Origin of the sequence: Gordonia sp. IEGM753 (assembly GCF_050321825.1) — a bacterium.
GTDB lineage: Bacteria > Pseudomonadota > Gammaproteobacteria > Pseudomonadales > Pseudomonadaceae > Aquipseudomonas.
Genome location: NZ_JBNQGB010000004.1, coordinates 467,055 through 486,446 on the forward strand (window position 1 = coordinate 467,055; position 19,392 = coordinate 486,446).

Genomic DNA, 19,392 nt, shown 5'->3' on the forward strand with positions numbered 1-19,392 from the left:
CCAAATCAGCCAAAGGAATGATTTGCAGAGACGAACAAATGCTAGCTTTGCGCCAGCATTTGCGCGCTTTCACTCATGTTTACGCCGTTTGCCCTACAGCCTCTTCTGAAGGAGTCCGTGGGAAAACCAATGCCGCCACGAAAGTCATCGCCGCGAAACCGGCCAGTATCAGGTAAAGCCCTACGAACCCTTGGCGCGGTTCGACGTAGGAAATCAGCGGAATCGCGGTCGCACTGGCGCCGAACGATAAGCAGTAACGCAGGGCGAACACCCGGGATTGCCAGTGTGGCGCGACGAAGTTGGCCACCATTGCGTCATTCACCGTGACCTGGCCAAACACCACGAACATGAACGCCGCACCCAGCGCGATCACCGCCCAGCCATCGACATACGCCAGCCCGAACAACAACGGCGCTTGGCACAAAGTGAGCACAATAAACGGCCATTTCAGGCTGAAACGATGCAGTACCCGGCCGATACTCAATTGCGCGACGGCACCAAAGGCATAGGCAAGGCTGACGACCACGCCCAGGGTTTGAGGCGACGCAAACAGGTCATGCAGACGGTCCTGAAACAGCTTCGGGTAGGTCATGGTGGTGGCGTTGAACACCACGCCGCCCGTGGCCGTGGCCGTGGCCAAGGCCAATACACCAAACACCATAAGCATCGAAATCCGCTGGCCGCCGGCCCCTTTGAGCGGTGTATGGGGGCGCTTGGGAATCGGTTCTTCGCGCACCTGCAGGGCAAAACCGAGGCCCAACACGATGGACACCACGCCCGGCAGGATAAACGCCGAGCGCCAGCCGAATTGCGCCACCAGAAACCCGGTCACCAGCGCCGAAAACGCCACACCCAAGTTGCCCCACATGCCGTTTATGCCGATTTCACGACCGCGATTCTGCGCATAAGCCACCAACATCGCCGTTCCTACGGGGTGGTAAATCGCGGCAAAAATACCGATCAGCGTCAGGCCCAGCACCAGCATCGGCGCACTGTTGCTTAAACCGGTAAAAATTGCCGAGGCGCCGATGCCGAAAAAAAACACCAGCATCATTTGCCGCCGACTCCAGTGATCACCCAGCCAACCGGCCGGTAGCGAACAGGCGCCAAAGGCAATAAAGCCGCCCAGCGACAGACCGATCAGCGCGGCATAATCCAGCGCGAACGCTTGGGTCATGCCGAGGACGGCGGCGGGAAAAATCAGCATGAACATGTGATCGATCACATGGGCTGCATTGACGTAGCGGATAACATTTCTGGACTGGTTCATCGCTGCACGCTTTTCGTTGTTGTGAGCGGCTTATGCTAAGTTGGCGAAAAAGCGTATTCCTGACAACAAAGTCATCGGATCAGACATGTTAATCAGCCACTTTCAACACGGCCCGGTCAGCGCGTATCCACGCGACTACGTGGATGGCGCCCATCAGGAACTCCATCAACACCGTGAAGCGCAGTTGCTGTACGCCGTGTGCGGCACCATGCGCGTGGTCACAGCCCAAGGTGCGTGGGTGATTCCGCCGACGCGTGCAGTGTGGATCCCACCGTGGGTTGAGCATGAGATTTTCATGTCCGGCGAGGTGCGCATTCGCTCGCTTTTCATTGCGCCCGAGTTATCACCAGCCAGCCTGCAAAAATGCTGTGTGCTGGCCGTCACCCCGCTGCTGCGCGAGCTGATAATGCGTGCGGTGCAAGGGCCGCAGCACGCCGAAAATCCGCTGATCCAACAGCTGATGCTGGAAGAAATTGCCGGGTTGGAGAATCTCCCGCTGCACATTCCGATGCCCGAGGACCGTCGCCTGCAAGGCATCTGCCTGGCCTTGCTGCGCACGCCCGATCACCCCAATACGCTGGAAGACTGGGCGCAACAGGTCGGCGCCAGTTCGAGAACCCTGGCGCGACTGTTTCAACAGCAACTGAAGATGAATTTCAACGCCTGGCGTCAGCAACTGCGCCTGATGGAAGCGCTGCCTCGCCTGCTCGCAGGCGAAAGCGTGCAGGCGGTGGCTGAGGACCTGGGCTACGGCAGCGCTCGGGCATTCAGCGCGATGTTCCGCCGTTTGCTCGGGGAAAACCCACGGGAGTATTTAAACGCGTTAAACCAATTAAGCGCGATCAATGCATTTCGGTGAAGGCAAGTTTCACCCCGATAGCGATCAGCACGGCGCCCATGGTCCGGTCAAACCAGTGGCCCATGCGAGCGAAACCTGCCCGCACACGCTGTTGACTGAAGAGCATCGCCACCAGGCAAAACCACACCGCCGTCGCCACCGCGAGATAAATGCCATAACCGGCCTGCACCGCCAGCGGTGTGTGCGGGTTGATCACCACGGTGAACAGCGACAGGAAAAACAGCGTGGCTTTCGGGTTCAAGCCATTGGTCACGAAACCGGACGTGAACGCACCACGCGCCGTGCGCTCGCCGACTTCTTTATGCAAGTCGTCCGCCACCGGTTTGGCCGGTTGCGCGCGCAAAGCCTTGAAGCCGATGTACAGCAAATAAGCAGCCGCCGCCCATTTCAATGCGTTGAACAGCACAATCGACTGGGACACGATCAGCCCGATGCCCAGCAGCGAATAACCGACATGCAGGAAGATCGCAGTACCGACGCCCAGCGCCGTCCAGGTGCCAGCGCGACGACCGTGGGTCACGCTCTCACGCACCACTACGGCAAAGTCCGGGCCGGGACTGGCCACGGCCAGCAAGTGAATAAGGGCAACGGTCAAGAACTCTGTCCAGTACATGAGGGGATCCTTTTGGCCAAGCGTAACTGTTTGTTTCATCTGGTAGGCTCGGCAGATTACGCCTTCACTTCATTGCACAAAAGGTACAGTTGATGACGAACACTCACCGCGCGGTTTTTCTCGACCATCCATCCCTGGACCTTGGCGATCTTGACCTCAGCCCGCTGCGCGATTGTTTCAGTGACTTGCAGTTGTTTGCGCAAACCGCGCCCGACCAGGTCATCGAACGCCTGAAGGGCGCGACAGTGGCCATCAGTAACAAGATTCTGATTGATGCCGCCGCCATCGCCGCCAGCCCTGAACTCAAGTTGATCCTGATTACCGCTACCGGCACCAATAACGTCGACCTCGCCGCCGCTCGCGCCCACGGCATCACGGTTTGTAATTGCCAGGGTTATGGCACGCCGTCAGTGGCGCAACACACGATCATGCTGCTGCTGAACCTGGCGACACGCTTGGCCGATTACCAGAAAGCCGTTGGCGAAGGACGTTGGCAGCAGGCCAAACAGTTTTGCTTGCTCGATTACCCGATCGTTGAGCTGGAAGGTAAAACCCTTGGCTTGCTGGGTCATGGCGAACTGGGTGGCGCCGTGGCGCGGCTGGCTGAAGCGTTCGGCATGCGCGTGCTGCTCGGTCAGATTCCAGGCCGGCCTGCGCGCGCCGACCGTTTGCCGCTGGAACAACTGCTGCCACAGATTGACGCCCTCACCTTGCATTGCCCACTCAACGAACACACCCGGCATTTTATCGGCGCTCGCGAGTTGGCCTCGATGAAACCCGGCGCGTTCGTGGTCAATACCGCCCGGGGTGGATTGATCGATGAACAGGCCTTGGCCGATGCATTGCGCAATGGCCACTTGGGCGGCGCGGCCACCGACGTGTTGAGCGTCGAGCCACCGACCGCCGGCAATCCGTTGCTGGCGGCCGATATTCCACGGCTGATCGTCACGCCACACAACGCGTGGGGCAGCCGCGAGGCACGGCAGCGGATTGTCGGCCAATTGACCGAAAACGCTCGGGGCTACTTCGCCGGTAAAGCGCTGCGGGTCGTCAGTTGATAGACTGCGGCACTTTTTTTCAGGGAGCAGATTATGGATCCGCGCAGTGAAGTACTGCTTCGTCAGGCCGAGTTATTCCAGGGTTCGGTGTTGCTGGCAGGTTTGCCTGCAGATGACTTGCTGGGCCGACTGCCAAATGCCCACGGTTGGTGCTGGCATGCCGGCGATCAAGCGGCACTCGACGCCCGTTTCGCCGAACGCAGCCATTTTGGCGTAACGGCACCCGAGCGTGAATTCGAGACAGCCGTGGTGTTCCTGCCTAAATCCAAAGACCTGACGGATTACATCCTCAACGCACTGGCCTCGCGCATGGCCGGTCGCGAGTTGTATCTGGTGGGTGAAAAACGCAGTGGCATCGAAGGCGCAGCGAAACAACTGAACCCGTTCGGAAAACCACGCAAGCTCGACAGCGCACGTCACTGCCAGTTGTGGCTGGTGATTGTGGCCAATGCACCGCAGGCCAAAACCCTGGAAAGCCTGGCCCAGATTTATGAGCTGCCACTGGCCGAAGGGCCACTGAAAGTCATCAGCCTGCCGGGCGTGTTCAGCCATGGCCGACTGGATCGCGGCAGTGCCTTGTTGCTGGAGCATCTGGATAAATTGCCCAGCGGTCATCTGCTGGATTTCGGCTGTGGTGCCGGCGTGTTGGGTGCAGCGGTTAAACGCCGTTACCCGCACAACCAGGTGACATTGCTCGACGTGGATGCGTTTGCCGCCGCCAGCAGTCGCCTGACATTGGCTGCCAATGGCCTGGAAGCGGACGTGATTACCGGTGATGGCATCGACGCTGCGCCAATGGGTTTGAGCGCCATTTTGAGCAATCCGCCGTTCCATGTCGGCGTGCACACCGATTACTTCGCCACCGAGAACTTGCTGCGAAAAGCGGCCAAACATCTGAAAAATGGCGGCGAACTGCGCCTGGTTGCGAACAGCTTCCTGAAGTATCAACCATTGATCGAAGAGCATCTCGGGGTGTGTGCGATCAAGGCTGAAGGGCAAGGTTTCAGGATTTACCGAGCCAAACGCGGGTAAAACTTCTTTTTCAAAAGAGGCTTGCCCAATCGGTTTTGCCTAGGCAGAATCCGCTCCGTCCTAGGGGAGTAGTCTCCCACGAGCACCATGCTCGTCCGGCATACGTCAACATACTTGGTCCTCAGACCATGGCGTATGCGACCCAAGCGTCCGCATCAGACGGATCGCAGGGTTTGACAAGACCTATGACACGAACACCTTACCCGGGGCGGGAAGGCTGTACGTGTCATAGCCGTGTCGACCCGCCCCTTAGGAAAACCCTGATGCTGGATTCACTTCTCGTTCCGACCGCAATCGTTGCCTTGGCCGAAATCGGCGACAAGACGCAACTGCTCGCACTCATTCTGGCTGCCCGTTTTCGCAAGCCCTGGCCGATCATCGCCGGTATCGTGGCTGCAACCTTGGCTAACCACGCAGCAGCCGGTGCGGTGGGCGCCTGGTTTGGTAGTTTCTTCTCGAATGCGATGTTGCACTGGATTCTGGCCGCCAGCTTCACCGCGACCGCGTTGTGGACGCTGGTACCAGACAAAATGGACGACGATGAGGCCAGTACTTCGCGCAAGTTCGGTCCTTTCCTGACCACGCTGATCGCATTCTTCCTGGCGGAAATGGGTGACAAGACACAAGTCGCCACCGTGATGCTCGCAGCCCAATACCCGGAATTGTGGCTGGTGATCATCGGGACTACTGCCGGGATGTTGATTGCCAACGTTCCCGTGGTACTGGCCGGTAACTTTGCGGCGGACAAATTGCCGTTGACCCTGATCCGTCGTCTGGCGGCATCGGCGTTCTTCATCCTGGCGATCGTCGCGGTGTACAAGGCGATGCAGAGCAGCGGCTGGGTTTGACGCGGTAGTTGGGTAGACCGGGTTATCGTTCATCGCCAGCAGGCTGGCTCCCACAGGGGAATGCATTCCAATTGTGGGAACCAGGCTAGCTCCGACGGGGAATGCATTCCAATTGTGGGAGTCTGACTAGCTCTTACGTGGAATGCATTCCAATTGCGGGAGCCAGACTAGCTCCGACGGGGAGTGCATTCCAATTGTGGGAGCCAGACTAGCTCCGACGGGGAGTGCATTCCAATTGCGGGAGTCAGACTAGCTCTTACGTGGAGTGCATTCCAATTGTGGGAGCCAGCCTGCTGGCGATGAGGCCCTTATCGACGATGAATCAACATCAGGATTTTGGGGCTTGCTCGTACAGCGGCATCACTTTCGGGATCGCGGCCTGCAACGAGGCAATACGACTGGCCGAAGCCGGGTGTGTGCTCATGAACTCTGGCGGCGCGCCTTCCGAAGCCTTGCTCATCTTGTTCCACAAGGTGATCGCAGCATTCGGGTTGTAGCCGGCGCGGGCCGCCAGTTCCAGGCCAATCAAATCAGCTTCGTTTTCGTTGGCGCGGCTATTGGGCAGGGTCATGCCGTAGTTGGCCACGGTGTCGGCCAATGCCAGGCTGTCCTGACCAAGACCGAACAATGCACCTGCGCCCTGCTTGGCCATTTCGATACCGTAAGCTTTCGACATCGCCTCACGACCATGCTCGCGCAACGCGTGGGCAATTTCATGGCCCATGACGGCGGCGATTTCATCGTCAGTCAGTTTCAGGCTGTCGATCAGCCCGGTGTAGAAAATAATCTTGCCGCCAGGACCGCAGTTGGCATTGAGCTCATCGCTTTTGATCAGGTTGACTTCCCACTTCCACTGGGCCGAATCCGGGCGAAATACCGGTGCCTGAGCAATCAGGCGATCGGCAATCAACTGAACGCGTTTTGCCTCGCTGCTGGTCTTGTCCAGCGCGCCCTTGCTGGTCGCTTCGCCGACAGTCTTTTGATAAGACTGGGCGTACATCTGGTTGACTTCGTCGGTGGACAACATGCTGAACATGTACTGTTTACGCTCAACGCCCACAGCGCCACCGCTGGTGGTGTTGACCGACTGGCAACCGGCAAGCAGCAAACCCGCACTCAACGCACATACAACCAATGTCTTGTTCATCTAAAAACTCCCTGAAAACATGCGCGTATCCTAGGCGGGGATTTGTATCGACGCCAGATACAAAAGGCCTGCGCATGAATATTTCAGACAAAACACGGACCGCCGCACAGGCGATACTTCAACCCGGAGTCAAACACTCCGGCCCATTCAATTTCGGATCATTCACCAGGTTTGCCAACGCCCGCTCACGCAGCGCCGCGGGTTCACTGGCCAGCAGTCCTTGCAAGACATGCAATGGCGTTTCGGGGTCGAGCCAGGTCTGTTGCCCTGCCGCATCCAGAATCAACGGTCGGCGCTGACTGGCCGCAGGCTGGGTGATCACTGCCGTGCTCAGCCACACCTGCTCTTGCACCGGATACGCTTCCCAAATGGCGGCGAAGAACAGCGCCGAGCCCTCCCCCGGCGTCAGCCAATAGGGGCGCTTGCGCGTGGTGCCGCGCCATTCGTAAAAACCGTTGGCCGGCAGCAAACAACGACGCTCGCGCAGGGCCTGGCGAAACATCGGTTGTTCGGCGACGGTTTCCGCACGGGCGTGCGCCGGGGTGCGCGACAAATCGGTCAGCCAGGGCGGCGTCAGCCCCCAACGAGCGCGGGCCAACTCACGCTGGCCATCGGCGCCTGCGCGCAGCATCAACACCGAATCGTTGGGAGAGATATTCCACTGGGCCTGCTGATCGGCGGGAAAGCCAGGCAGGGCCGCGAAGGCGGGGTTCCAGCGAAACAGGGCATAACGTCCACACATGGGGCAACACGACTCTTGATAAAACGAACGTCAGCCTAACAGACCAGCGTGCCGGGATAGCTTTCGGGTTCATCACCGGGCAGCGGCAACGCGGCATTGTACGCAGTGATCAGCTCCCGGGCGTATTGAGCCTGATCGTTATCCACCGACAGGCCGAGCAGGCCAAAAATCGGCAGTTCCCCGGTACCTCCGAGCAAATCCCTCCCCACCAGGTGCGCTTCGATGCCTTCACTGGCCAGCATGCTTTGCAACAACTCGCCTTCCATCAGGTTTTCGGGCTCGTAGATCCGCCGCATGGGATGCCCCTTTCATTCGTTTTCACTGTGAACTTCAAGCAGCCATTCGTGACCATCGGTCTGCAACACGAAGGTTATCGGGCGACAACACACCGGGCAGTCTTCGATATACGTCTGATCTCCACCGGACAAATCCAGAACGGCCTCGGCATTTTCCCCACAATACGGACAATCGTAGTGCTCGGTTTCCAGCATCGCGGTCTCCCAAGTGACTTGTGCGTATAATCGCCGGTCTATTTGCAGGGCTATTTTTGTCTGTCTACTTTTTCAGACCATGCCCCGTTGGTTTTCGATCAAAACCTTTACTTACCCTAGCCGTTTCCAACAAGAGAGCATGATGGGCGAATTCGATACCATCCGACCTTACGACGACAGTGAAGTACCAGCGGTGCTGGCTCGACTGCTCAGCGATAAGGCGTTTCTAGATATCCTCACCCACTTCCGCTTCCCGCGCTTTGCCGGTGCTTTCGGCTGGATGCTCAAACCTCTTATAGCTCATCGGCTGCGCCGTGAGTTCGCCGGTGTCAACTCGGTTGCCACGTTGCAAGACAAAGTCGAAGTGTATGTCGACCATACAATCGAACGCGCCACTGACGGTGTGACGTACACCGGCGTGGAACAGTTCAAGTCCGGCAGCGCTTATCTGTTTATCGCCAACCACCGCGACATCGTGATGGACCCAGCCTTCGTCAACTACGCCGTATACCACGCGGGCCTGCCGACGCCACGCATCGCCATTGGCGATAACTTGCTGCAAAAGCCTTTTGTCAGTGATCTGATGCGCCTGAACAAGAGCTTCATCGTGCACCGCTCCATCACCGGGCGCCGCGAGAAAATGGCCGCTTATCAGTTGCTCTCGGCATACATCAACCACTCGATCCGCAACGATTGCGCTTCCATCTGGATCGCTCAGGCCGAAGGCCGGGCCAAGGATGGCGACGACCGCACCGAGTCGGCCATCCTCAAGATGTTCCACATGAGCCGCAAGGACGAGCCATTTGGCGAAGTCATTCAATCGCTGAACGTCACGCCCGTGTCGATCAGCTATGAATACGATCCATGCGATCAGGCCAAGGCTCGCGAACTGTACATCCGCGCCACCACTGGCACTTACGCCAAAGTGCCGGGCGAGGACGATGTGAGCATCGCCAAGGGCATCACTGGCTACAAGGGCCGCGTTCACGTGAACTTCGCCGCGCCGATCACCCAACTGTTCGACGACACCAAGCAATTGGCGATCGAGATGGACAAGCAGATTCTCGGCGGCTACCGGCTATTCCCGGTGCACTACCTGGCTTACGCGCAATGGCAAGACGCCGACCCGCAATTGCAGGTGCCGACAGCCGCGCAAGTGTTTGCAGCAGACGAATTGGCGAAGGCTCAGGAGGAGTGGCAGCGTCGACTGGACGGTTGCCCGGCAGAGCACCGTCCGTTCATGGTGCTGCAATACGCGACACCGGTACGCAATCAGTACCGGGTAAAGGCCGGGTTGCCGCTGTAAGCAGTTTGGCTATGCACCGCAAGTGTGGCGAGGGCGCTTGCTTGCTCGCCACAGGTCTTTTGGCAAACACTCAAAATCGGGTGCTGATCCACGACACGATCAGCGCCAAACCCAGGCAGGCGAAGCCGAAACGATAGAAAAACCGGTTCATGCGCAACGTCGCCCAATCCAGGATCGGTTCTTGGTCGGGGCGACTCTGGCGTTGCGCATACAGACTTGCGGTCGCACGCTGTTCGCGGCGGCGCGTGGCGTGCAGCAACCAACAGCCCGGGAAGGCAACCAGTAACGCAAACAGGTTGATCAGCTTGGCGGGATGGTGGGTAAACAACGAAATCAAATGCAGCGACATTTCGGACCTCGGGCAATCCTGGGTGGCAGACGCCGAACCGACGACTGCGGCGCGGATTCTACCGAAAGCGTGCGACAAATAACGAACCACTTGGCCGATTAATGCCCTGCGTCACGGCTTCGTCATCTGAATGCGGCAGTCTCTGGCCCCTCGAAACCGACACGGAGACAGTCATGCTGCACGCACAAAACCAGGATCGCCTTTATCTGATAGCCCAAAGCGACGAGCAGCAAGCACTCGTCGGCAGCCTCGCCTTCAACGTGCAGGACCGCCATTGGCTGGTCTATTGCGCATTGAGCGGGCATCAGCATGCGGATTTGCCAGAGATGGATTTGCTCACGGGCGTGAGCGTGCTGGACTTTTACTCAGAAGCCGCCTGACAGCAGCCAATCCTGCGGGAGCCTGGCTTGCCAGCGATGGCGTTTTTGGAATCGCCATCACCGGCAAACCGGTTTCCTACAGGGGGCTCACGTTATTCGCCGAGGATCTGACCCACGGTCGGGTCCTTGAACAGACGTGTCAACGCATCGCTCAGGACGTCGCTCACCAGTTTGGTGTTGGTTTCCTGGTTGGGTGCCATGCCAAAACGCTGATCCAGCGATGCACCGTAACGACCGCTGTAACGGCGGTTTGCATTCTGCACGTCGGAACGGAACGTCGCGCCGATGGTGGCCTCAGTCACGTACATGCCTTCTTTGGGCGACTGATATTTCAGTTCGGCCAGGGTCACGGTCAGTTGCGGTGCATTCATGCCATTGGAAACCGGGGTAAAGCCCAGCAAACGCACGGCGGCTTCGGCTTGAGCCTGCAGCTTCGGCAGGATCTGCGCGCCCTGCACGGTGATGGCGCTAGTCTCCGGGTACAAACCACCACGGGTTCCAAGTGTTGGCGACGGACGACCGTCCACCACACGCACTACGACTTGCTGGCCATGGCCAACCGGTGCCAACTGAGTGGTCAGCTTCGGTTCCGGGCTCAGTTGTTGCGGGCTGTGGGCGCAGCCGGCCAGGGTCAAACCGGTCACAGTGATCAAACCGAACAACAGGCGTTGCAACATGCTCTTCTCTCCAGAATCAGGCACAAACAGGCCGGCAGTATAGCGGTGCGCCACTGCGGCTAACTAGCGTCTCGCCACAATTGCTGAAAACTCTGACAAACCTTGCCAGCCGGGGTTCCTGTCACACAGATGTCACTGCTCATACACCGTTGCGTCATGGCTCACTGGCAACCTTACAAATAGTCACCCCACAAGGTACTTTGCCATGCGCTACCTCATCTCGTTGTTCGCACCTCGCCCACTGCACCGCAGCTTTGCCCTGCTCGACCGCAACGGCTTTTGCCAGGCTTTCAAGCAGTGCAGCCTGCAGCCAATGGGTGAGGGCTGGGTCGAAATCGAAGAAATTCGCCTGAATTGGCTGCACCAACCTTTGCCTCCAAGCGCCCGCGTCAGCCAGCGTCAGCCCCGTGCCCGAGTGCAACATCTGCTGACCACTTGACCGAACACCTAATAAAAGTCATTAAACACGACCATTTCCCTGCGTTTCTTAGTTACAATCTCCCCCCGATTATAAGGACGTCTCCTGATCGGGCCTCGCAGCACCGTCAATGCCCTGGTATTGGCACCCCGCACCGCCCACAGAGAGCCGCCCACACAGATCGAGTGAAGCTGGCGCGCTTGCTGTTCCTCAAGCAAAACATCCACTTCTCGCGAATCTGCAGAGCTGTCATTACGCTCGGTCACTGAGCTGTTTGCCCGTTTCGCCTGTCATGCATTGCATGGCGACGATCCATCCGGGCACGGTGCCAGGCTGGGACAGCCCTTTTTTGAGGTTCACGTCTTCAAAAGAGCGTGAAAAAAACGGGTTTTCACAACTTCACAAGAGTGTGGCGAGCAAATGAATAGTTTTGCGTCTGAACATGCACCATTAGCGTCTGAAACAGCCCAACGACACAGGATCGAGTACTCCTCGAACACCGGAGCCTGAAGCCTGTCCGCTACGGATTTGGTTGCACAAACGGATGTATCGACCATAAGTCGAATTGCCAGCCGCGCGTTGAAATGAGTTCATGTAGCTCATGAACCCGGCCGGAAGCGTCCGTCGAAGTTGCGATAAATTGCGAAGATTCGGACATGGCGATCCTGCCATGGTTACCTTGGGCCCACTGATACGCCCCGGAACGCCTGGCAGCCATGCCGACAATTTGGTGCTGCAGATTTTGGAGACGCGTTAAATGGCGCATAACGAAGCAGTCGACGTAGTACTCGTTGGGGCCGGCATCATGAGTGCCACCCTCGCTGTACTGCTCAAAGAGCTCGACCCCGCGATCAAGCTGGAAGTCGTCGAGCTGATGGATTCCGGTGCCGCGGAGAGTTCCAACCCGTGGAACAACGCCGGTACCGGTCACGCTGGCCTGTGTGAGCTGAACTACACGCCGCAAGCCGCCGACGGCACCGTTGATATCAAGAAAGCCGTGCACATCAACACCCAGTTCGAGGTGTCGAAGCAGTTTTGGTCCTATCTGACCAAAAAAGGCACGTTCGGCTCGTCCAAATCGTTTATCAGCCCAGTGCCGCACCTGAGTTTCGTGCAGGGCGACAAAGGCGTGTCCTTCCTCAAGGAACGCTTCAACGTACTGAGCAAGCACCATGCCTTCTCGGACATGGAATACACCGAAGACAAGGCCACCATGGCCGAGTGGATGCCGTTGATGATGCCCGGCCGGCCGGCCGACGAAGTCATCGCCGCGACTCGGGTGATGAACGGCACCGACGTCAACTTCGGCGCCCTGACCAATCAGTTGCTCAAGCACTTGACCAGCGCACCCGACACCCAGGTGAAATACTGCAAACGCGTGACTGGCTTGAAACGTAACGGCAGTGGCTGGACCGTCAGCATCAAGGACGTGAACAGCGGCAATTCCCGTGATGTCGACGCCAAATTCGTGTTCCTTGGCGCCGGCGGTGCTGCGTTGCCACTGCTGCAAGCCTCGGGCATCGATGAGAGCAAAGGCTTTGGCGGCTTCCCGGTGAGTGGCCAGTGGCTGCGTTGCGACAATCCCGAAGTGGTCAAGCATCACCAAGCCAAGGTGTACAGCCAGGCTGCCGTGGGTTCGCCTCCGATGTCGGTGCCGCACCTGGACACGCGTGTTGTCGATGGCAAGAAGTCCCTGCTGTTCGGACCGTATGCCGGTTTCACCACCAAGTTCCTCAAGCACGGCTCGATCATGGACCTGCCGCTGTCGGTTCGCGCCGGCAACATCGGCCCGATGCTGGCCGTTGCTCGCGACAACATGGACCTGACCAAATACCTGATCAGCGAAGTCATGCAGTCGATGGAACAACGCCTGGAATCGCTGCGTCGCTTCTACCCTGAAGCGAAAGCCGAAGACTGGCGCCTGGAAGTGGCTGGCCAACGCGTGCAGATCATCAAGAAAGACCCGAAAAAGGGCGGCGTCCTGCAGTTCGGTACCGAACTGGTTGCGGCCAAGGATGGTTCCCTGGCTGCGTTGCTGGGTGCCTCGCCGGGCGCTTCGGTGACCGTTTCGATCATGCTCGAGCTGATCGAAAAATGCTTCCCGACCAAGGCCTCCGGTGAATGGGCTGCCAAACTGACGGAAATTTTCCCGGCGCGGGAAAAAGTCCTGGAAACCGACGCTGCGCTGTATCGCAAGATCAACTCGCACAACAACGTCGCACTGGAACTGGTCGAAGCAAGCAGCGAAACCGAAAGCTACGCTTGATTTGACCGCATAAAAAACGCCCCGCTCTCAATGAGAACGGGGCGTTTTTTTGTGGCCGCTAAAACAATCTCTGTGGCGAGGGGATTTATCCCCGTTGGGTCGCGAAGCGGCCCCGAACCTTGTGACCAGTCTGTTGAATCGGTTGGCGACTGCTTCGCAGCCGAACGGGGATAAATCCCCTCACCACAGAGACCTGGATCACCTCAAATACCGCGGGCCTTGGCCATCAGTTCGATGTAATCGGCGGCGTGACGCTGATCCTTGATCACCGCAACGAAGTCATTGCCGTGCTCATCCTTGCCATCCAGATCAAAACCGGCTTCGACGAAAAACGTCAGGAAACGCTCGAAGTCATCGATACGCAGGCCACGGTAGGCCTTTATCAGCTTGTGCAGCGACGGGGAAGTGGCGTCGACCGGCTCGAAATCGAGAAACAATTTGATCTGCTCATCGCCGATCTCATCACCAATCACTTGTTTCTTATCTTTACGCATTGCCGACTCCAGCTCGCAGACATTTCACGGGGCGGGCAGTTTAACCCTGTGCAGGCACACGGCTCAACGCGAACGAGTGCTGCCAGTGTGCAGATCGGCCCAGATATGGCCGTTGGCGTAGCTCAGGAACTGGCAATACACGGTGTCGTTGCGCAGCAAGTCGATCACCACCCGGTACTGTGCCAGCGGGTAATACAGAGTCAGCGTCTTGCTTTTATCGTCGTAGACCGGTTTTTTCAGGCTTTTGCTTTCGCCATCGAAATTGACCAACACCTGGCTGATCGTCGCGCCTTTGTTTAACGATTTGCCCTTGAGTCGGATCATCAACGGCGACGTCACCGGAATCGGTTGCTGATTGGACTGGCGTTGGCTGCCGATCACCACCGAATATTCCGTCACCTGTAGCAGCTGTTGTTGCTCAGGCTCGGCCTGGCGAAGGGTCAGGTCATCGGGCGGTAGAAACTGCGCATGCATCGGCGCCGGCGCGGCGGCCAGCGGCAGGCTGAGGGCTAGCAAAACTGCGACGCAACAGCGGGTCAAAAAGCGCATGACAGGCTCCGGAGGGCGGGGCCGAGCACTGTAGCAGTTGGCGCAGAAAAGTGGATCTGATCACGATCCATTGTGGGAGCGAGCCTGCTGGCGATGGCGTATCAGCTACATTGACGTCGACTGACACACCATCGAACAGGCTCGCTCCCACAGGGAGGCCGGGCGGGGTTCTTACATGCCTTTAACGGCAAAAATCCCGTTGGCGTTACGCCAGTAGCCTTTGTAGTCCATGCCATAACCGAAGATGTAGCGGTCGATGCATGGCAGGCCGACGAAATCGGCTTTCAAGTCCGGACGAGCCTTGCGGTCGTGGTCTTTATCGATCAGTACGGCGGTGTGCACTTTGCGCGCGCCGGCGTGTTTGCAGAAATCGATGATCGCGCCCAACGTGTGACCTTCATCGAGGATGTCGTCGATGATCAGCACGTCGCGGTCGATGAACGAGACTTCAGGCTTGGCCTTCCAGAACAGGTCGCCGCCGCTGGTTTCGTTGCGATAACGGGTAGCGTGCAGGTAGGACGCTTCCAGTGGGAATTGCAGATGGGTGAGCAGCTTGCCAGCGAAAATCAGGCCGCCGTTCATCACACAGAACACCACCGGGTTAGTGTCGGCCAGCTGTTCGTTGATGTGCGCACCGACGCGGGCGATGGCTGCCTCGACTTCAGCTTCGGTGTACAGGCAGTCAGCCTCTCGCATGATTTGACGGATATGCTCGAGATCAGCGGACATGGCGCTCTCCAGGGGGATGGATTCGGGAAAAGCGGGCAAAGGTACGCATCCCGCACGGTCAGATCAAGCGTTTGTGGACTAACGTACTGTATGTCTATAGGACAACACCCTCGGATAGATTAATCTAGGCCGGTTTTTTTGCCCGCCGCCGGAGCCTTTCCCATGCCCATCCTCGAGATCCGCCATCCGCTGATCCGTCATAAACTTGGCCTAATGCGCCGCGCAGACATCAGCACCAAGAATTTCCGCGAGCTCGCTCAGGAAGTCGGTGCCCTGTTGACCTATGAAGCCACCAAAGACCTGCCACTGGAAGCCTACGATATTCAAGGCTGGTGCGGCACGGTGTCGGTCGAGAAAATCGCCGGCAAGAAGATCACCGTAGTCCCTATCCTGCGCGCCGGCATCGGCATGCTCGAAGGCGTGCTCAGCCTGATCCCTGGCGCCAAGGTCAGCGCCGTGGGCGTGGCCCGCAACGAACAGACGCTGCAAGCGCACACCTACCTGGAAAAACTGGTTCCGGAAATCAACGAACGCCTGGCGATGATCATCGACCCGATGCTCGCTACCGGCAGCTCCATGGTGGCCACCATCGACCTGTTGAAAAAGGCCGGGTGCCGCGACATCCGCGCCATGGTGCTGGTTGCCGCGCCGGAAGGCATCGCCGCCGTCGAGAAGGCTCACCCGGACGTGACCATCTACACCGCCTCTATTGACGAAAAGCTCAACGAACACGGTTACATCATTCCGGGCCTGGGTGATGCCGGCGACAAGATCTTCGGCACCAAGCAAAAGGACGCGTGACCATGCAACAAGAGTTTAACGATCCGCTCTGGCGCACGGTGCTGTCTGGCGCGCAGATGCTGTTCGTGGCGTTCGGTGCGCTGGTGTTGATGCCGCTGATTACCGGCCTTGACCCGAACGTGGCGCTGTTTACTGCAGGTCTGGGGACGATACTGTTCCAGATCGTTACCGGGCGTCAGGTGCCCGTGTTCCTGGCATCAAGCTTCGCCTTCATTACCCCGATCATTCTCGCCAAAGGCCAATTCGGCCTTGCAGCGACGATGGGCGGCGTGATGGCGGCCGGTTTCGTCTACACCTTCCTCGGCCTGGCCGTGAAGATCAAAGGCACTGGTTTTATCGATCGTTTGCTGCCCCCGGTAGTGATCGGCCCGGTGATCATCTCCATCGGCCTGGCCATGGCGCCGATTGCCGCCAATATGGCTATGGGCAAGGCTGGCGACGGTAGCGAGCTGATTCATTATCAAACCGCGATGCTGATCTCGATGCCGGCACTGTTGACCACACTGATCGTCGCGGTGTTTGGCAAAGGCATATTCCGCCTGGTGCCGATCATTTCCGGCGTGCTGGTGGGTTTCGGCATGGCGTTCTATTTCGGCGTGGTAGATACCGCGAAGATTGCCGCGGCACCGTGGTTCGCGATTCCGCACTTCACTGCCCCGGAATTCAACTGGCAGGCAATTCTGTTCATCGTACCGGTCGCCTTGGCCCCGGCCATCGAGCACATTGGCGGTGTGATTGCCGTCGGTAGCGTGACCGGCCGCGATTACCTGAAAAAGCCTGGTCTGCACCGTACGCTGCTGGGCGATGGCATCGCCACCACCGCAGCCGGTTTGTTCGGTGGCCCGCCTAATACCACGTACGCCGAAGTGACGGGCGCGGTAATGCTGACCAAAAACTACAACCCGAAGATCATGACTTGGGCTGCGATCTTCGCGATCAGCCTGGCGTTTGTCGGCAAATTCGGTGCGTTGCTGCAGAGCATTCCGGTGCCGGTGATGGGCGGGATTCTGTGCCTGTTGTTCGGCTCGATTGCGGCAGTGGGCATGAACACACTGATCCGGCACAAGATTGACTTGGGCGAAGCGCGCAACCTGGTGATTGTCTCGGTAACGCTGGTGTTCGGAATTGGCGGTGTGCTGGTCGCCACCGGCACTGGTCCGGACGACTTCGGCCTCAAAGGCATCGCGCTGTGCGCTGTGGTGGCGATTGCGCTGAACCTACTGCTGCCGGGCAATGACAGCTGGAAGCACAAAAACGCGGATGATCCGCTGCTTTAAGCCGTCACACGACACATTGTGGCGAGGGAGCTCGCTCCCTCGTCACAGTATGTGTTTTTACAGTGAGAACGGTGCTCTTTCGCACAGAGTGCTTAACGCCTGCGCCCACTGTGGGTCGTCGTTCAGGCACGGCACCAGCACCAACTCCTCGCCCCCCGCTTCGCGGAACTGCTCCAGCCCGCGATCACCGATTTCTTCCAGCGTCTCGATGCAATCGGCAACGAACGCCGGGCACATCACCAGAATTTTCTTCACGCCACTTTTGGCCAACTCATCAAGGCGCGCTTCGGTGTAGGGTTCGATCCACTTTGCCCGGCCCAACCGCGACTGGAACGACACCGACCACTTGCCATCCGCCAAGCCCATTCGCTTGGCAAACTGCGAGGCTGTGCGCAGGCATTGAGCGCGATAACAGGTCGCCAATACTTCGGGCGAAGCGTTCTGGCAGCAATCGGCATTTTTGAAACAATGCTGGCCTGTCGGGTCGAGTTTGGTCAGGTGCCGCTCTGGCAATCCGTGGAAGCTCAGCAGCAAATGATCGTGATCCTGCTGCAGATACGGCTTGGCACTGGCGACCAAGGCATCAAGGTATTCCGGCTGATCGTAGAACGGCTGCAGAATCGAAAACTGCACGTCGAGTTTTTTCTCCCGCACCACCCGCTTCGCCTCCTCGATCACCGTGGTCACCGTGCTGTCGGCGAACTGCGGATACAGCGGGGCAAGCGTGATTTTCTTGTGGCCTTGAGCGACCAGTCGCATAAGGGTCGTCTCGATCGATGGCTCGCCATAACGCATCGCCAATTCCACCGGGCCTTGAGTCCAGGCAGCGCGCATAGCCTGTTGCAGGCGACGACTCAGCACCACCAGCGGCGAACCTTCCTCCCACCAGATCGAGGCGTAAGCATGGGCCGATTGCTCCGGACGCTTGAACAGGATCAGCGACACCAGCAAACGTCGCACCGGCCATGGCAGGTCGATCACATACGGGTCCATCAGAAATTGGTTGAGGTAACTGCGCACATCCGCCACCGACGTGGAGGCAGGTGAACCCAGGTTGACCAGAAGCAACGCGTGATCGGTCATGCAACGTCCTATTTCAGAGGCGGCTGGACAAGTCGTCCAATGCCGCGCGCAAATCAGTGAACTGGAAACTGAAACCTGCTTCCAGCAAGCGAACCGGTGTGGCCCGCTGGCCGCCCAGCAACAATAATGACAACTCGCCCAGGCCCACTTTCAAAGCGAAAGCCGGCATGGGTACAAACGCCGGGCGGTGCAACACGCTACCCAGTGTTTTGGCAAACTCGCGATTGCGCACCGGTGTCGGCGCACACGCATTATAAGGACCGCTGGCGTTTTTCTGATGCAGAAGAAAATCAATCAAGGCGATTTGATCATTGATATGAATCCATGGCATCCACTGCCGACCATTACCGATAGGCCCGCCCAGCGCCAGTTTGAAGGGCAATAACAACCGCGACAAAAAGCCGCCCTCGGCAGACAACACCAACCCGGTTCGCACCAGAACCACGCGAATACCCAAGGCCTCGGCGCGTTGTGCGGTTTCTTCCCAAGCGATACACAACTGGCTGGCGAAGTCTTCGGCGACGGGGGGCGAATCTTCGGTCAACTCACGCTCACCGCCATCGCCGTACCAGCCAACCGCTGACCCTGAAATCAACAGTTCAGGCTTTTGCTCACGGCTTTCGAGCCAGGCCAACAATGTTTCAGTCAGGCTGATACGGCTGCTCCATAGCAACGCCTTGCGCTTGTGAGTCCAGGGCCGATCGGCAATCGGCGCGCCTGCGAGGTTGATAATTGCGTCGACTGGCTCTTGCCCCACCTCTTCCAGTCGAGAAATTCCACGCGCCTGAGCGCCGCAGATTTTTGCGACTTTTTCAGGTTTACGGCTCCAGACAGTCAGGCGATGACCTTGGCTCAGCCAGTGTCGGCAGAGTGCTCGTCCTATCAAACCAGTACCGCCGGTCAGCAATATGTGCATGACATGTTCCTCGCGTGGCGTTTTACCCTGATCACTAGTCTATTTTTATAAGCAGGGATCTTTGTTATCGGGCAGGCTCTGTGATTA

23 protein-coding genes and 1 riboswitch are annotated in these 19,392 nt (G+C 58.3%); of the genes, 10 read left to right on the forward strand and 13 right to left on the reverse strand.

The window, feature by feature from the left end:
- Positions 1–79 precede the first annotated feature (79 nt).
- The gene (locus tag ACQR3R_RS21830; RefSeq protein WP_428275230.1) at positions 80–1,270 is read right to left on the reverse strand and encodes an MFS transporter; all 1,191 of its coding nucleotides are present in this window, start codon (positions 1,268–1,270) and stop codon (positions 80–82) included.
- 85 nt (positions 1,271–1,355) lie between these two features.
- Between ACQR3R_RS21830 and ACQR3R_RS21835 the strand changes: the two genes are divergently transcribed.
- Complete coding sequence (locus ACQR3R_RS21835; RefSeq protein ID WP_428275232.1) at positions 1,356–2,129, forward strand: helix-turn-helix domain-containing protein; 774 nt, start codon at positions 1,356–1,358, stop codon at positions 2,127–2,129.
- On the opposite strand, the gene ACQR3R_RS21840 is transcribed toward ACQR3R_RS21835, so the two are convergent.
- On the reverse strand, positions 2,113–2,742 hold the full coding sequence (locus ACQR3R_RS21840) for a LysE family transporter (RefSeq protein ID WP_428275234.1): 630 nt from the start codon (positions 2,740–2,742) through the stop codon (positions 2,113–2,115). The two genes, ACQR3R_RS21835 and ACQR3R_RS21840, sit on opposite strands and share 17 nt — an antisense overlap.
- A gap of 92 nt (positions 2,743–2,834) precedes the next feature.
- Between ACQR3R_RS21840 and ACQR3R_RS21845 the strand changes: the two genes are divergently transcribed.
- The 3 genes from ACQR3R_RS21845 (at position 2,835) to ACQR3R_RS21855 (ending at position 5,680) form a co-directional block, all read left to right on the forward strand.
- Positions 2,835–3,800 (forward strand): 2-hydroxyacid dehydrogenase, encoded by a 966-nt coding sequence (locus tag ACQR3R_RS21845; RefSeq protein ID WP_428275236.1) that lies wholly within the window; start codon positions 2,835–2,837, stop codon positions 3,798–3,800.
- 33 nt (positions 3,801–3,833) lie between these two features.
- Positions 3,834–4,832 (forward strand): methyltransferase, encoded by a 999-nt coding sequence (locus ACQR3R_RS21850; RefSeq protein WP_428275238.1) that lies wholly within the window; start codon positions 3,834–3,836, stop codon positions 4,830–4,832.
- Positions 4,833–4,882: 50 nt separating this feature from the next.
- A riboswitch (yybP-ykoY riboswitch) is annotated at positions 4,883–5,007 on the forward strand.
- An 88-nt stretch (positions 5,008–5,095) separates the two neighbouring features.
- The gene (locus ACQR3R_RS21855; protein ID WP_428275240.1) at positions 5,096–5,680 is read left to right on the forward strand and encodes a TMEM165/GDT1 family protein; all 585 of its coding nucleotides are present in this window, start codon (positions 5,096–5,098) and stop codon (positions 5,678–5,680) included.
- A gap of 328 nt (positions 5,681–6,008) precedes the next feature.
- Here ACQR3R_RS21855 and ACQR3R_RS21860 read toward each other — a convergent pair whose 3' ends face one another.
- The 4 genes from ACQR3R_RS21860 to ACQR3R_RS21875 all read right to left on the reverse strand — a co-directional run bounded on the left by ACQR3R_RS21860 (position 6,009) and on the right by ACQR3R_RS21875 (position 8,060).
- Complete coding sequence (locus tag ACQR3R_RS21860) at positions 6,009–6,827, reverse strand: M48 family metalloprotease (protein ID WP_428275242.1); 819 nt, start codon at positions 6,825–6,827, stop codon at positions 6,009–6,011.
- A 118-nt stretch (positions 6,828–6,945) separates the two neighbouring features.
- Positions 6,946–7,569, reverse strand: coding sequence for an SOS response-associated peptidase family protein (locus tag ACQR3R_RS21865; RefSeq protein ID WP_428275244.1), 624 nt, complete (start codon positions 7,567–7,569; stop codon positions 6,946–6,948).
- 35 nt (positions 7,570–7,604) lie between these two features.
- Complete coding sequence (locus ACQR3R_RS21870) at positions 7,605–7,865, reverse strand: putative signal transducing protein (RefSeq protein WP_428275246.1); 261 nt, start codon at positions 7,863–7,865, stop codon at positions 7,605–7,607.
- A 12-nt stretch (positions 7,866–7,877) separates the two neighbouring features.
- A complete protein-coding gene (locus tag ACQR3R_RS21875) occupies positions 7,878–8,060 on the reverse strand; it encodes a zinc ribbon domain-containing protein (protein WP_428275248.1) in 183 nt (60 codons plus the stop codon).
- Between the two features lie 142 nt (positions 8,061–8,202).
- Here ACQR3R_RS21875 and ACQR3R_RS21880 point away from each other — a divergent pair, with 142 nt between their 5' ends.
- A complete protein-coding gene (locus tag ACQR3R_RS21880) occupies positions 8,203–9,366 on the forward strand; it encodes a 1-acyl-sn-glycerol-3-phosphate acyltransferase (RefSeq protein WP_428275250.1) in 1,164 nt (387 codons plus the stop codon).
- A 70-nt stretch (positions 9,367–9,436) separates the two neighbouring features.
- Here ACQR3R_RS21880 and ACQR3R_RS21885 read toward each other — a convergent pair whose 3' ends face one another.
- On the reverse strand, positions 9,437–9,715 hold the full coding sequence (locus tag ACQR3R_RS21885) for a hypothetical protein (RefSeq protein WP_428275252.1): 279 nt from the start codon (positions 9,713–9,715) through the stop codon (positions 9,437–9,439).
- A gap of 173 nt (positions 9,716–9,888) precedes the next feature.
- Between ACQR3R_RS21885 and ACQR3R_RS21890 the strand changes: the two genes are divergently transcribed.
- Positions 9,889–10,095 carry a hypothetical protein gene (locus tag ACQR3R_RS21890; RefSeq protein WP_428275254.1) on the forward strand — a complete coding sequence of 69 codons (207 nt, stop codon included), beginning with the start codon at positions 9,889–9,891 and terminating at the stop codon, positions 10,093–10,095.
- Between the two features lie 92 nt (positions 10,096–10,187).
- Here ACQR3R_RS21890 and ACQR3R_RS21895 read toward each other — a convergent pair whose 3' ends face one another.
- Positions 10,188–10,772, reverse strand: a complete 585-nt coding sequence (locus ACQR3R_RS21895; protein ID WP_123509216.1) for a YajG family lipoprotein — start codon at positions 10,770–10,772, stop codon at positions 10,188–10,190.
- A 205-nt stretch (positions 10,773–10,977) separates the two neighbouring features.
- Here ACQR3R_RS21895 and ACQR3R_RS21900 point away from each other — a divergent pair, with 205 nt between their 5' ends.
- Both ACQR3R_RS21900 and mqo read left to right on the forward strand, forming a co-directional pair.
- The gene (locus tag ACQR3R_RS21900; RefSeq protein ID WP_428275256.1) at positions 10,978–11,211 is read left to right on the forward strand and encodes a hypothetical protein; all 234 of its coding nucleotides are present in this window, start codon (positions 10,978–10,980) and stop codon (positions 11,209–11,211) included.
- Positions 11,212–11,947: 736 nt separating this feature from the next.
- Positions 11,948–13,456: a malate dehydrogenase (quinone) gene (gene mqo, locus ACQR3R_RS21905; RefSeq protein ID WP_428275258.1), complete on the forward strand. Its 1,509-nt coding sequence runs from the start codon at positions 11,948–11,950 to the stop codon at positions 13,454–13,456.
- 203 nt (positions 13,457–13,659) lie between these two features.
- On the opposite strand, the gene ACQR3R_RS21910 is transcribed toward mqo, so the two are convergent.
- The 3 genes from ACQR3R_RS21910 to ACQR3R_RS21920 form a co-directional block, all read right to left on the reverse strand.
- On the reverse strand, positions 13,660–13,950 hold the full coding sequence (locus ACQR3R_RS21910) for a PA4642 family protein (RefSeq protein WP_428275260.1): 291 nt from the start codon (positions 13,948–13,950) through the stop codon (positions 13,660–13,662).
- Positions 13,951–14,013: 63 nt separating this feature from the next.
- Positions 14,014–14,499 carry a hypothetical protein gene (locus tag ACQR3R_RS21915; RefSeq protein ID WP_428275262.1) on the reverse strand — a complete coding sequence of 162 codons (486 nt, stop codon included), beginning with the start codon at positions 14,497–14,499 and terminating at the stop codon, positions 14,014–14,016.
- A gap of 171 nt (positions 14,500–14,670) precedes the next feature.
- Positions 14,671–15,228 (reverse strand): hypoxanthine-guanine phosphoribosyltransferase, encoded by a 558-nt coding sequence (locus tag ACQR3R_RS21920; RefSeq protein ID WP_109634772.1) that lies wholly within the window; start codon positions 15,226–15,228, stop codon positions 14,671–14,673.
- A 162-nt stretch (positions 15,229–15,390) separates the two neighbouring features.
- Here ACQR3R_RS21920 and upp point away from each other — a divergent pair, with 162 nt between their 5' ends.
- Positions 15,391–16,029, forward strand: a complete 639-nt coding sequence (gene upp / locus ACQR3R_RS21925; RefSeq protein ID WP_428275264.1) for a uracil phosphoribosyltransferase — start codon at positions 15,391–15,393, stop codon at positions 16,027–16,029.
- A 2-nt stretch (positions 16,030–16,031) separates the two neighbouring features.
- Positions 16,032–17,306, forward strand: coding sequence for a solute carrier family 23 protein (locus tag ACQR3R_RS21930; RefSeq protein WP_428275266.1), 1,275 nt, complete (start codon positions 16,032–16,034; stop codon positions 17,304–17,306).
- Between the two features lie 57 nt (positions 17,307–17,363).
- On the opposite strand, the gene hemH is transcribed toward ACQR3R_RS21930, so the two are convergent.
- Together hemH and ACQR3R_RS21940 are read right to left on the reverse strand one after the other, a co-directional pair.
- Positions 17,364–18,389, reverse strand: coding sequence for a ferrochelatase (hemH, locus tag ACQR3R_RS21935; RefSeq protein WP_428275268.1), 1,026 nt, complete (start codon positions 18,387–18,389; stop codon positions 17,364–17,366).
- Between the two features lie 13 nt (positions 18,390–18,402).
- Positions 18,403–19,305 (reverse strand): TIGR01777 family oxidoreductase, encoded by a 903-nt coding sequence (locus ACQR3R_RS21940; RefSeq protein WP_428275270.1) that lies wholly within the window; start codon positions 19,303–19,305, stop codon positions 18,403–18,405.
- Positions 19,306–19,392: the final 87 nt, after the last annotated feature.